Source organism: Actinomyces sp. ph3 (assembly GCF_000308055.1).
Lineage (GTDB): Bacteria > Actinomycetota > Actinomycetes > Actinomycetales > Actinomycetaceae > Pauljensenia.
In genome coordinates this window covers 25,900-38,910 of record NZ_CAGY01000005.1, presented here as the reverse complement: position 1 = coordinate 38,910, position 13,011 = coordinate 25,900, and the positions used below count along the sequence as shown (strand labels likewise).

The 13,011-nt window shown below is 57.0% G+C and carries 12 protein-coding genes and 1 tRNA gene; 4 read left to right on the top strand and 9 right to left on the bottom strand.

The window, feature by feature from the left end; translation table 11 throughout:
* The first annotated feature begins 171 nt into the window (after positions 1-171).
* Positions 172-624, top strand: a complete 453-nt coding sequence (locus tag HGAS_RS05435) for a MarR family winged helix-turn-helix transcriptional regulator (RefSeq protein WP_019126834.1) — start codon at positions 172-174, stop codon at positions 622-624.
* A gap of 14 nt (positions 625-638) precedes the next feature.
* Entirely contained in the window at positions 639-1,958 is a 1,320-nt protein-coding gene (locus HGAS_RS08500; protein ID WP_314968053.1) for a chloride channel protein, read from the top strand.
* A 4-nt stretch (positions 1,959-1,962) separates the two neighbouring features.
* On the opposite strand, the gene hemH is transcribed toward HGAS_RS08500, so the two are convergent.
* Complete coding sequence (gene hemH / locus HGAS_RS05420; protein WP_233993721.1) at positions 1,963-2,952, bottom strand: ferrochelatase; 990 nt, start codon at positions 2,950-2,952, stop codon at positions 1,963-1,965.
* A gap of 218 nt (positions 2,953-3,170) precedes the next feature.
* On the opposite strand from hemH, the gene HGAS_RS05415 reads away from it, so the two are divergent.
* Positions 3,171-3,243 (top strand) — tRNA-Thr (locus HGAS_RS05415).
* Between the two features lie 107 nt (positions 3,244-3,350).
* Here HGAS_RS05415 and HGAS_RS05410 read toward each other — a convergent pair.
* The 4 genes from HGAS_RS05410 to HGAS_RS05395 all read right to left on the bottom strand — a co-directional run bounded on the left by HGAS_RS05410 (position 3,351) and on the right by HGAS_RS05395 (position 6,063).
* The gene (locus HGAS_RS05410) at positions 3,351-3,929 is read right to left on the bottom strand and encodes a DUF2249 domain-containing protein (protein ID WP_019126830.1); all 579 of its coding nucleotides are present in this window, start codon (positions 3,927-3,929) and stop codon (positions 3,351-3,353) included.
* A gap of 115 nt (positions 3,930-4,044) precedes the next feature.
* Positions 4,045-4,509 carry a RidA family protein gene (locus HGAS_RS05405; protein ID WP_009408440.1) on the bottom strand — a complete coding sequence of 155 codons (465 nt, stop codon included), beginning with the start codon at positions 4,507-4,509 and terminating at the stop codon, positions 4,045-4,047.
* Between the two features lie 135 nt (positions 4,510-4,644).
* Positions 4,645-5,448, bottom strand: a complete 804-nt coding sequence (locus HGAS_RS05400; RefSeq protein ID WP_019126829.1) for a polyphosphate polymerase domain-containing protein — start codon at positions 5,446-5,448, stop codon at positions 4,645-4,647.
* Between the two features lie 54 nt (positions 5,449-5,502).
* Positions 5,503-6,063: a DUF4956 domain-containing protein gene (locus HGAS_RS05395; protein WP_019126828.1), complete on the bottom strand. Its 561-nt coding sequence runs from the start codon at positions 6,061-6,063 to the stop codon at positions 5,503-5,505.
* 109 nt (positions 6,064-6,172) lie between these two features.
* Between HGAS_RS05395 and HGAS_RS05390 the strand changes: the two genes are divergently transcribed.
* The gene (locus HGAS_RS05390; RefSeq protein ID WP_019126827.1) at positions 6,173-6,844 is read left to right on the top strand and encodes an SA1002 family membrane protein; all 672 of its coding nucleotides are present in this window, start codon (positions 6,173-6,175) and stop codon (positions 6,842-6,844) included.
* 63 nt (positions 6,845-6,907) lie between these two features.
* On the opposite strand, the gene HGAS_RS05385 is transcribed toward HGAS_RS05390, so the two are convergent.
* The 4 genes from HGAS_RS05385 to HGAS_RS05365 form a co-directional block, all read right to left on the bottom strand.
* Entirely contained in the window at positions 6,908-8,743 is a 1,836-nt protein-coding gene (locus HGAS_RS05385; protein ID WP_019126826.1) for a carbohydrate-binding domain-containing protein, read from the bottom strand.
* A gap of 111 nt (positions 8,744-8,854) precedes the next feature.
* Complete coding sequence (gene metX / locus HGAS_RS05380; RefSeq protein WP_019126825.1) at positions 8,855-10,015, bottom strand: homoserine O-acetyltransferase MetX; 1,161 nt, start codon at positions 10,013-10,015, stop codon at positions 8,855-8,857.
* Positions 10,016-10,059: 44 nt separating this feature from the next.
* On the bottom strand, positions 10,060-11,406 hold the full coding sequence (locus tag HGAS_RS05375; protein ID WP_019126824.1) for an O-acetylhomoserine aminocarboxypropyltransferase/cysteine synthase family protein: 1,347 nt from the start codon (positions 11,404-11,406) through the stop codon (positions 10,060-10,062).
* A gap of 244 nt (positions 11,407-11,650) precedes the next feature.
* Entirely contained in the window at positions 11,651-13,009 is a 1,359-nt protein-coding gene (locus HGAS_RS05365; protein WP_019126823.1) for a xylulokinase, read from the bottom strand.
* Positions 13,010-13,011: the final 2 nt, after the last annotated feature.

Sequence of the window (13,011 nt, the reverse complement as noted above, 5' to 3'; positions counted from 1 at the left end):
TGCACTTTTCGAAACCACGCTATCACATTTTCGATATTAACTATTAATTTTCTATACCCTCAAAATTGCCCGTCTCATTTTCGATTCAAGCGTTGTATGGCCTGATCAAAACCTATAAACTGTCCTTTCGTTAGAGAACCTCAAGGATGAAGGCTAAAACGGAGAAGGGACATGAACCAAGCAAAGCGGGCTCGCGAGATCGAACAGTTTTTCATTACTATCACTAGGGCTTCTGCGGCCCTGGAGGCAACGCTCAAGCGCGAGTTCGGACTTTCACTCGGTGAATATCGCGTCCTCGATGAGGTCGCTTCAGCCGGTAAAATCGGAATCCGTATGGGAGAACTTGCCCAATCGGTCATTTTTAGTCCTTCGCGTCTGACACACACCTATCGTCGTCTGGCTGATCGTAATCTCATCGTTCGTACTCCCTACGAATTCGATCGTCGCGGCGGCACAATCACCATCACCGACGCAGGCAAGAAACTCGTCACATCCGCCCAACAGGCTGAGCGAGCACTCCTGCGCGACATCATTAGCGACGACATCTCTGATGAAGACCTCAACGTATTGATCCGCGTTGGTTCAGACGTTAATACTCGCTTGGATGAAGTCGAGAAGCGCTAGTACTCTCAACTAGTGTGAGCACACCCGGTATACCAATCTCTCGGCTGTCGCCCCGTATTCGCATGGGGCTAGCGGTACTCATCACCGCGATAACGGCAGGGCTGGTTGGTGCCGGGTGTTCGCATCTTCTCCACCTCATTGAGGGCCTCGTCTTCGGCGACGCAAGCGGCACGCTTCTTCACGCAATTTCCTCAGTCCCTTGGTGGCACAGGATTTGCGCACTGGGAGGAGCAGGCCTCGTCGGAGGAATTTCCTGGTATCTCTACGCGCGCGCCGGGGGTAAACCCGTCTCACTACCCAAGGCGGTTAATGGTCAGAAGATGCCGATTCTTCTGACTTTCTGGCACTCAATTAACCAGATCGTCATTGTCGGAATGGGCGCTTCCATCGGCCGTGAAGTTGCGCCCCGCGAAATCAGTGCCTCTCTGGGTGGGAAGATCGCCGATTTTCTTTATCTTCCACCTGAGCAGCGTCGCATAATCGTTGGCTGCGCCGCCGGAGCAGGTCTTGCTGCAGTCTATTCACTCCCTTTATCAGGAGCAGTTTTCGCACTTGAGATTCTTCTGATCGAGGTCACGGCAAGCGCGGTTTGGCCCGCACTGATCATCAGTGGCGGAGCGGTCCTGGTCGCACACGGTTGGGTTCGAAGCGATCCTTTCTACACACTTCCCGAAGCCACCCAGCTCCTTCCGACCGCATCGCTAACACTATGGGCCGTCATTATCGGGCCTCTCCTTGGAATCATCGGACTCCTTTTCAAGAGCGCTGTTGCAGCGTGCTCCGCTGCACGCCCTACCGGCTGGCGCCTGCTTGCTTGGATGGTCCCCACCTTCACCCTCATCGGAGTGATCACTGTCTGGGTTCCATCAATTGCCGGGAACGGACAATCGACCGCTCAGCTTGCTTTTGATGGAGCTGTTTTAGGACAGGGAGGCCGCGCGGCTGCGGGAATCGGAGTCGCTTTACTTGCTTCTCTTGCAATCGATGGATTCACCAAACTTATTGGCACACTTGCCACTATTCGCTCAGGCGCATGGGGTGGAACTCTTACCCCCGGTCTTGCGCTAGGCGCATCGAGCGGTGCGATTCTGGGGATTCTCTGGTCCTACATCTACCCCGGCGACACAACTGCAATTGTCTGTTTCGCCTTCATCGGCGCCGTGGTCGTCCTTGGAACGTCGATGAGCGCACCGCTGACTGCGCTGTGCTTGGTTATTGAATTTACGCACCGAGGCGCAACCTTGCTTGTGCCCACCGTCATTGCACTGGGGCTTGGTGTTGGCGCGGCGCGCATGTGGAACAAATGGCGCACAAAGGAAACTCGGCAACGATAAGCAGCTAGGCCTCGTCAGAGAAATTAACCCAACCCGCTAACCCACGACGGGCAATCGCACCCAAAGTATCAACAGCACCGGCAGATGCATTACCCCAAGGAATATAGGTAAAGTCGGTGCCGCCGGCCTCGAGGAAAGCATCACGATTGAGCTTTGCAATCTCGTCGACGGTTTCCAGGCAATCCGTCATAAAGCCAGGGCAAATCACATCAAGACGCCGGGTCCCGCGACGAGCAAGCTCGGCGACGGTATCGATGGTCGCCGGCCCCAACCATTTCGCGGGCCCAAAAACCGATTGGAACGTCACTAAAAGCTGGTCTTCGTCGAGATTTAAGCGCGCTCGGAGTGCATTTGCCGTCGCCATACACTCCTGCTTGTAGGGATCACCCGCATCGTGCATTTTCTGAGGGATGGAATGGAAAGACGCAAGGAGCTGATCTCCAGATGCGAAATCAGGGCGACCCCGGCGTGCCCAATCTTCCTCGATAGCATGGGCTAGGGCTTCAATATAGGCAGGTTCCGTTGGGAACGAACGGATCGTGCGCACTTCCATATGATTGCGACGTTTCAGGATGTAGCGCGCTAATGCGTCAGTGACTGTTCCCGCAGATGACGCGGCATATTGCGGATAGGCGGGGAGAAGAAGGACGCGGCGATGCCCCTTCGCGAACACATCATCAAGGACGCTCTCAATAGAGGGCTTTCCGTAGCGCATTGCGAGCGCAACTTTCGCTTGACCACCAAGCAGCTCTGAAAGAGATTCGGCTTGGGCGATGGAATACGCCATGAGCGGCGAACCATGCTCAGTCCAAATCGAACGATAGTTTGGTGCGACTCGAGAGGGGCGGAAAGGAAGAATCACGCCTTCAAGAACTGGCTTCCAGATCAGAGGATGAAGTTCAATTACTCGACGATCACTCAGAAATTCACGCAAAAAACGGCGAATATCGCTGGGGCTGGGCGATTCGGGAGTGCCAAGGTTAACCAGGAGCACTACAGGGATCTTAGCCGGGTTTTCTGACTTTTCGTCATCTTCTGTCAACACAATTTAGCCTAACATTCGCCGGGCGATCTGACTCATGTATCGCACATTGCTGTGCGGGCAATCCCACATCACCTCTGTCACGAAACGTTTGCTTCTCACAAGTGGTAACCGCTAAAGTACTTCAGGTAGCTTTTCTCCACCTCAGTAGTGAAGTGCAGATAAGCCCGGCCGCCTTAGCTCAGTCGGCAGAGCGATTCACTCGTAATGAATAGGTCGTGGGTTCGATTCCCACAGGCGGCTCAGGCAAGCCCGAGATATCAGCGAAAACCTCGTTGATATCTCGGGCTTTTTTATTGAAACTAAAATGCCCGCGAGCGCGGGGCTCGCGGGCATAAAGCGTCCGAAGATCAGGACAGACGTGTCACGCGGTAGCGCCAGTCGACCGGACCGGTCTCGATGGTCTCAACGCGGTAGTGCGATTCACTTTCCTGCAGGTAGTTGAACAGCGGGACGGGCTGATGCGGAGCAACGACAATCAGCGATGCGCCAAGCGGAAGGTTATCCATCGCAGCAAAGAGCAGAGCATGGCGAACAACCTTAGGCAGGGAATGAATAACAAGCTCGTCCTCACGAACGGCGGGATCCTGCGATACAACGTGCGCTGTTCCCTGGCCGTGATCGCCGCAACCGCAACCCCCGTGAGCAGATGCCTCAGCCTTCGGAGCTTCCTGAGCGCCGTGGCCGCCACAACCGCAACCACCGTGTGACTGGGGTGCGGGTGCAGCCTCGGCCTTATGTCCGTGCCCACCGCAGCCGCAGCCTCCGTGCGACTCAGTTGCAGGTGCTGCAGGAGCAGCCTGTTCCTTCTTTCCGTGGCCGCCACAACCGCAACCGCATCCGCCCTCAGAGGGGGTGGTCGACACGTCAACCAGCTTGAATTGCTGTCCAGTTCCCGGCGCTGCTGCCTCGGGCAAAGTCTCTGTCATTTCGTCCTCTTCCTTGGAATAAAGCTGTTAACCAGCGGGTATTCACAGGAACGCCCGCACGCAAACCTTTATTTCAGTTTAAATCCTTGCTAAATAGAGCGCTGAGCGATCCCATTCACTTGGATCGGAGTGCGAACTCGACCTCGACCTCAACCGAGGCATTCAGCGGCAAGGCTGCAACACCCACAGCTGAACGCGCGTGCTGCGAGCCAAAAACCTCGCCCAGCAGTTCAGATGCTCCATTAACCACAGCAGCTTGTCCGTAGAAGTTCGGCAAGGAAGCAACAAAGGCAGTCACCTTAACTACCGAAGCCAAACGATCCACACCGCCCGCAACTGCAGCCGCAGCCGCCATCGCGTTCAACGCACAAATGCGTGCGGCCTCGTAAGCGTCTTCGGGATCCGCACCATCTTCACCGACCGCACCAATGCAGGCTAGCTCGCCATTTTCCAGGGGAAGCTGGCCGGAGGTGCGCACAACACCGCGATCCTCAATGGCAGGAACATAGGCGGCAACAGGCTTGGCAACCTCAGGCAGTTCAAGGCCGAGCTCAGCAAGTTTTTCCGAAGGCAGTGTCATTTTTTCCTCACGATCGCATCAGAACTGGGGGGCGTGGAATTTCCACACCCCCCAGCGTAGTCCCGCGCAGCACCTCTGGGTCATCACGCACACTTCGCGGGACAGCTTGTGTGCGGGATCAACCCCGCGGTCTGCTCATGCGGCAAGCGCCTGCTGGACCGTTGGCCTCATTGTGAAGAAACGATCAATCACGCGAGTCCATCGGTTTGTCTGCAAGTCCGGCGTCAGCAGAGCCATCGCAGTCGCGTACTTCGAGATACGCGAGGGGCGGATCCGATTTGCCCACAGCAACCGGTCCAGCTCAGAAGGAGCCGCGCCTGATTTGGTCTCAATAATCGCAATGTGGGGCGCCTGAAGCTCATGACCCCACGAGTCCCAGTGCAGCTCGGTGTCAATCGTCGCGCGCCCCTGACCATCTGCCATGAGAAGCGTCGAACGCGTGTAGGTTCCCGAGAGCACGGGGAGCAGGGAATCAACCCGACCAACGCCGTCAAAGCACTGAGCGGCCTCGAGCCTTTCGGCCACCCAAAGTCTGCCCTTGCGGCTCAGTTCCATCCGCGCTGCCTGAGCAAAGTCGTAGGCCATGCGCTTCTTGACGGTGTGCCCGCGCGGGCCTCGAGTCTTGACCTCAAGGAAGGCCAGCTTCGAATCGAGGTAGGAGCGCGTGCGGACCTTGTAGCGGCGGCGGCGCTTGTGCGCGGTATCCATGAAGGAGTGCAGCTCGGGAGTATCGAAGTAGCACGAGGCATAGCGTTGCTCAATCTTCCCCCCGATCTCCAGAATCTGCGTTGCCGGGTTCATGAGCGCGAGCAACTCATCCAAGCAATCCGTGGGCACGACGTACTTGCGGTCGACTCGCGTGAGCATCGCGGCGCGTGCGTTCATGTCATCGAGGCTGATTCGTTCCAGATTCGTCAGATTGTGTAGTTCGTGCGTCATGGTGTCCTCCAGTTCTTTCACGAGGCCGAGGCTGGGGTGGCGATTTGCGTAAGTTCAGCGCTTGGCCGGGACCCGGTAGCGAACGTCAACCAAGGTGAGATCGTTGACCATGTCGAGTTTGATGACCTTGACTCCGGTCACCTTGACACCCATGCGGGCTTCAAGTGCTTGGCGAAGTTCCTTCTCATCTGCGATTGCGCGGTCGAATTGGACTTGCTGCGAGCCCGAGCGTCCAAGGATCAGAGTTGAATCACCAACGGCCAACGTTGCAAGCACCAACGCGACCATTGCGTAGGAGTAGATCGCTGTGCTCATGCCGAGGAGCAGGCCAATGGCAAGGGAAGCAAAGTAGTAGGCGATTTCGCGCTGGCTGATCTCGTCGGAGCGAAGTCGAATGATCGACAAGACACCAAAGAGGCCAAGTCCTAGGCCTGCGGAGATCGTCGAGTTTGCCATGACGCTTGCAACTGCGAGGACGCCGATGTTCACAACAAAGAATGCGACGACAAGATCGGCGCGTCGGTGGCGGGGGTAGTAGAGGGCTCCAACGAGGATCAACATTGCGAAGAGGTCAATGATGATCGGGAGAACCATCGCTGTGGTGAGTGCAGTCATTTGATGCTCCTCAAGGTTGTTTCGTGCGTGACGTAACTATTGAGCCAGCGGAGTCTATGAATGAGCTATGTGCGAAACTTGATCCAGCCATGCATTGTTTGGAGGTGTCATGCTCACGGCGTTCTATACGGTGACGACTATTTCTCTTGTTATTGCCTGCGGCTTTGCTGTGTACGGTCGTAACCGTCGCGGACTGGTCTTCGCGCGTGCAGTTGGCTACCTCGCGTTGAGCGCTCTGATCAACATGGTGTTGATTGCCGCGCTCCTTTCAATATTCGTCACGGGCTTCGTGGTCGTTTCGCGTTTCGCGGAAGGACAACCTGCTCTTTCCGCCGCTGCAGAGGGAACAATTTCTACTGCCGGAGGTAAGTTCCGCGGAGGAACTTTCCTTCTCATGACCCTGACTTTTATCTTGGCTGCTGCGCTCATCCAGTCTTACATTCACCGCGCAGCGATTAGGCGTTTCCCGCGTCTTGAGGTGAGTGAAGAAACCTTCCAAGTCGCCGAGTACGTCATCCAATGGATGACACTATTTCTGGCGATTTATCAATTTTTCTTTAACGGCCTGAGTGATTTCATTGCATCCGAGTCCGGTAATGCGAACGCAAGTTATATGTTTACGATCTTGCTCTCGCCAGACAATATCAATCTGATTTTGCAGCCGGTGCTGTTCTCGACATGGGTCATGGTTGTCATCGAACGCCTTCATTTTCAGCACCGTCAAAGCCGCGTAGCGGAAGGTCCGAATGCTAGGCCGCCATTAAACCGAGCGGATCAGTAGATCAAAGCAGGTAGACAAATAAATGGGGGATGCAAGCAAAGTTGCATCCCCCCACTACTTCACTCAGCGGCCACCCTGACGGTTTCCGCCAGGAGCACCTCCCTGACCGCCGGGCGCTCCCCCACCGGGACCGCCCTGGCTGCCGGTCGATTGACCCGCAGTAACAGAGGTCGAATTGGAATCCACACTCACCGTATAGCTCTGGCCATTCGACACATCTCCGGACGAGAAGACCACATTCTGGAAGGTCTTTGCGGACTTAACATTGGCCAAGACCTTTCCACTGGAATCCTTAATGGTCACGGTCGAGTTCGCGTTACCTGACGCCGAAGCCTGCAGCCATCCCTGTGAAGAGTTGGTCGAAGGCGATTCAGCCATTCCGGAAGAACCAATGGCAAGAAGCGTTCCACCACTGACCAAGAATTCACCGTTCGAATCCAGTGCGCCGTTCCCACCATCCGTGGGGCCGTAGACGATCGTGTTACCGCCGGAGATCTCCACCGAGCCATTGGAGTCAATGCCGTCACCGCCGGCGTTCACCGTGATGGTGCCGCCCGAGATCAGGATCTTCTCACCGGTATCCTGCATGGAGCCACCGCCGGGTCCGTTGTTGGTCGTGGTCGTCTTGGTCGCGGTCTTTGCCGCTTCAACTGCTGCAACAGTGGTCGAACCGGAGCCATTGATACCGTCATCACTGGAGGTCAGATTGACCTCGCCATTGGAGATGGTGATCAAACCACCTTCAAGGGCTTCGCTGGACTGCTCAACAGTGACCTTCGCACCGTCAAGAACGGCCGCACCCTCAGCGTGGATACCATCATCAGCAGTCGAAGCAACGATCGTTCCGGAGGTCAGTCGGATTGCACCATAGGAGTGCAAACCATCGTCACCGGAGTCAATCGTGACTTCGCCACCGTCTTCAATCAGGAAGACACCAGCCTTAATTCCCTTAGTGGAATTGTTGGAGTCCTTTCCAGCCGAGGCCCCGCCACCGGCAATGATCGTCGTATCACCGCCGGTGATGATGACGTCAGTTTCACCCTGGATGCCGTCACCCGTAGAGGTGATTTCGATGGTGCCGCCGGTGATATTGACGTAGCCCTTAGTGGTGTCGCTATCTTGGTCTGACTTCAGGCCGTCCCCTCCTGAAGTGACCTTGATAGTTCCGCCGGCAACGGTCAGCGAGTCCTTGCCACGTAGCGCATCGTCCTTCGAGGTGACCGTGATGTTACCCGACAGAATGTAGAGGTCGTCCTTGCTGGTAATGCCGTCGTTGTAGTTGGCATTAACCGTCAGTGACCCGCTACCCGTAATGGTGAGATCTGCATCGGAGTAAATCGCTGCGTTATCTTCAGCGTTTGTATCCGAAGGCGTGCCGTCAGTGACGGTGTTTGAACCATTCAATGACAGAACAACATCATCCGCAGAGACCACATTGATGGCGCTACCCGAAGAGTTCGTGATTGTCGCACCGTCAAGGATCAAGACAACTTGAGCATCCGTCCCAGCCTCGACCTTGACCTGTCCATTGAGCGTTCCAGAGAGCTTGTAAACGCCAGCCTGAGTGATCGTCACCGTAGAGCCATCAACCTTGACTCCAGATGCGGAGGTACTCGCGCTACTTCCATTCAAAGTAATGGTCTGAGCCGAAGAAGCATCCCACGCGCTGTCCTCAACGTAGGAGGCTTTCGCGTTCGCAGCCAAGGCCTCGGCAGCACTCGGGGGAGCAATGACAGTCCCGGACTCGGCGGATACCGAGGAACTTGAGGCAGCCTTCGCGCTAACGGCCGACGAGGACGAGGAAGCGGTGCCGGAAGTCGATGAGCAAGCGCTCAGTGCGAGCGCGCCGACCGCGGCTACGGCTGATAACCGTACAAGAGTCGATGCTGGCGTTTTCATGTGAGGTCCTTTCGTGGATCGTGATGATCCAATTGAGCCAGCCAACTCTATGAATGAGCTGTGCCTAGCTCAGGCCTCACATAAGAAAGAAATTTACGTCCTTCAATACCCTTACAGCGCCGCTGAATCGACGAAAGATGACTGGTTTTCCAAGAATTCTGAGAGCATCCGGTTGAGCTGTTCGTATTCGATCAGGAAGCCATCGTGCCCATGAGGAGAGGAAATACATTCAAACTTTGCGCCTGTGATTCCTTCAGCGATCGCATATCCCTCTTTTGCAAAGAACAAACGATCCGAATCCACTGAAACAATCAGGCTCTGCGCGGTAATTTGCCGTAAGGCCTCGGCAATTCCCCCACGATCGCGACCGATGTCGTAGCTCAGCATCGTGCGGCACAAGGAAACGTAGGAACCCGCGTCGAAACGACGCACAAGCTTCGCCCCGTGGTAGTCCAAGTAGGACTGGACAGCCAGACGGCCGCCGCTCAGAACATCTTCATCATCTTGAGGTGCACGACCAAAACGTGCATCCAACTCATGAGGACAGCGATACGTCGTGTGTGCGATCTGACGGGCAAGAGAGAGTCCAGCGTGAGGTCCTTTCTCTTGGTCGTAGTAGTCGCCGCCATTCCAGTTCGGATCCAATTCAACTGCACGAATCTGCGTGTGCGCCCACGCAGCCCGCTCGGCACTCGTGCATGCCCCCGAGGCGACAACGATCAATCGCTCGCAGCGCAGCGGGTAGGTGACGGCCCACTCGAGGGCGCGGTGCCCTCCCAAGGAAGCACCTATGACTGCATTCCACGTCGGAATGCCAAGGTAATCAGCCAGTCTGGCCTCGGCAAGAACCTGATCCCGGGTGGAAATAATGGGGAATCGGGATCCCCACGGCTGCCCGTCAGGCGCGGTCGAGGACGGACCGGTACTCCCCTGGCAGCCGCCAAGGACGTTGGGGACGACAATGAAATAGCGCTCGGGATCCAATGGCTTACCCGGGCCAACGGCCTCTTCCCACCAACCGGCGGTTGACTGGCCGGGAGCTGTGGGGCCGGAAATATGCGCATCGCCTGTCAGTGCGTGCAGAACGAGGATTGCATTGGAACGGTCCTCGTTGAGCGTGCCCAAGGTCTCGTAGGCCAGGGTCACTTCCGGCAAGAATGAACCATTTTCGAGGCGGAGGGGCCCCAAGTGCGCAAACTTACGGAATGCGACGGGGTCATTAGGCGTCCACGCACCGCTGACGGGGATCGGTCCAAGTTCACGTCGGCTCATGGTCTCTTCCTCACTTACCTCGAAATTGCGCGGGCTGGCCAGTGTCAGGCCAGGTGGGCGACGGCCTCGAAGCCCTGCGTCAAATCGGCAATGATGTCGTTAACGTTCTCAATACCAATAGACAGGCGAACGGTTCCGGGTTCAATTCCCGCAGCGCGCAGCTGTTCCTCATTGAGCTGAGAGTGAGTGGTAGATGCGGGGTGAATAACCAGGGACTTCGCATCGCCGATATTTGCAACCGTCGGGAGAAGCTTGAGCGAGGTCGCAAATGAGGTTCCGGCCTCCAAGCCTCCCTTGATGACGAAAGAGAGCAAACCGCCAGCACCGCGAGGGTTGTACTTCTGGTGGAGCTCGTAATAGGGCGAGGATTCAAGACCCGCATAGTTCACGGATTCGACCTGCGGGTGGGCCTCGAGGAACTTCGCGACTTTCAGCGCGTTGTCAACGTGGCGCTCGACGCGCAGCGACAGGGTCTGGATACCCTGCTCGATGAGGAAGGAGTTGAAGGGCGAGGGAGCACAGCCGACATCGCGCAGACCAATTGCACGTGCACGAATGATGTAGGAGAGGTTTGCTCCAAGTTTCTCGGCGCTCAGGTCGTGTCCGAAGACGAGGCCCGCGTAGGAAGATTCGGGTTCATTGAAACCGGGGAAACGCTTGGGGTCCTTCGTGTAGTCGAAGTTACCGGCATCGACGATTGCACCCGAAATTGCGGTTCCGTGTCCGCCCAGGTACTTCGTGGCCGAGTGAACGACAATGTCGGCGCCCCATTCGATTGGCCTGGTCAGGTAGGGGGTGGCGACAGTATTGTCGACGATCAGCGGAACGCCAACAGAGTGTGCGGCCTGCGCGATCTTCTCAATGTCAAAGATGTCGCCCTTGGGGTTGGGGATGGTTTCACCGTAGAAGGCAACGGTGTTTTCGTCGGCAAGAGACAGCCATTCGTCCACATCGTAGGGATCGTGAACAAAGCGGGCATCGATTCCGAGGCGACCCAGGGTGTTATTGAGCAGCGAAGTTGAACCGCCGTAAAGCGAAGGCGAAGCAACAATGTTGTTCCCCGCAGATGCCAGGTTCAGGATTGCAAGAGTAAGTGCAGATTGGCCAGAGGAAGTCAGAAGCGCACCGACGCCACCTTCGAGGGCAGCGATTCGGGCCTCGACGTAGTCATTGGTCGGGTTGCCCAGGCGAGTGTAGATGGGGCCAAGCTCTTGCAGGGCGAAGCGGGCTGCGGCTCGTTCCGCGGAGTCAAAGGCGAATGAGGTTGTTTGAAGAATCGGGATGGAAGTTGCACCGGTTTGGGGATCGCGGTCCCAGCCCGCGTGGATTTGCTTGGTCTCAAATGCCCAAGAGTTCTGGTAATCGGTGTCCCTTGCCTCAATTGCGCCCATCGTTATTTCTCCTTGTGTTCACGTTTTGATTCTTGTGACGTGAGGAGAGGCGATGGCTGAGGGGTCGAGCCGCTACGCTCACGATTTGGCGATTGCGGCAGTTTCCAACGCAAAGACGTACGACCCGGGCGAGTAATCTCTAGCCATCAGTAGGTCTGGTCAAAAGCTGACGCGAAGGTCAGCTACGCATTCGCTGGAACATAGCCTCATGCTATGGCCATGACAGGGGTCACGCGCGACTTGTTCACATCGTGGGCGAATGTAACATCCCAGCCTGCCTTGCGGCACCCAGGGCGACGTATTCCGCCGCCTCGGGAAATTCAACGGGCATCCCCAAGAATTCGGGCGCCAAGCTCTGCACTGCCCGCGAGCGCGCTCCCCCACCGACAACGAGCACTTTCTCGATCGGAACACCCAGCTCACGCACACATTCGAGCGCGAAACGCATGTGAGTAAGCAGGCCCTCGACACCGGCGCGAGCAAGGTGTGCGCGCGTCGAGTTCTTGAGCGTCATTCCCTCCAATCGGGCGGTGGCATCGGGCAGGTTCGGCGTGCGTTCACCCTCAAAATAGGGAACGAGGCGCAGCCCTCCCGCGTCGGGAACCGACAGTGCCGCCTTGTCCAGTTCCTCATAGCCGAGGCCACTCATCGCCCCGACCGCATCAAGGATTCGCGAGGCGTTGAGTGTGCACGCGAGGGGAAGCCAGTGCCCGCTTGCGTCAGCAAAGCCCGCGACTTGACCACTGGGGTCTTCGACGGGAGTTTCGCTAACAACGGCAACAACCCCAGAAGTTCCCAGTGAGAGCAGAGCCTGGCCAACACCGAGGCCAACGCCCAGAGCCGCACCGGCATTGTCTCCACATCCTGGGCCGATGGCGATTTCTCCCCATCCATGCCTTGGATCCCCAAATCCCATAGCCTCCACGGGATCGCAGATCTTCGGCAGAATGATTGCCTCGGCCTCTTCCAGCGAGATTCGTAGCGCCTGAGCCAAGATTTCGCGCCTGTAGACTGCGTCAGCCCGGTCCATATATCCGGTTCCCGAGGCGTCGGAACGGTCGGTGCACAGTCCTTCCAGTCCGACAGCCTCAAAGCCACCGCGGATCTTCCAACTTAACCAGTCGTGGGGTAAGCAGATTGCCGCAATCTTTCGCGCATTTTCCGCCTCATTGTCTGCGACCCAGCGCAGTTTCGTGACCGTAAACGAGGCAACAGGAACAAGTCCCGTAGCCTGTGCCCACCAGCGAGCCCCAGTTTCACTATCGCCATCTCCGCGTTCAAGGATCAGCTCCCGCGCGGCCTCGGCGCTTCTGGTGTCATTCCACAAAAGCGCCGGGCGGATGACCTCGCCTCGCTCATCCAAGCAGACCATTCCGTGCTGTTGCCCGCCCACGCTGAGCGCCCGCACGTCGTCCAACCCGCCAGCCGCGCGAACGGCCTCGAGGAAGGCTTCCCACCACGCCTGAGGGTCGACTTCGCTTCCCTCGGGGTGCGATGCACGACCCTCTCGAATGATCTTTCCGCTAGCGGGGTCGCAGATAACGATCTTGCATGATTGCGTTGAGGAATCGACTCCCGCAACAAAAGGCCTGCTATCGCTCACGG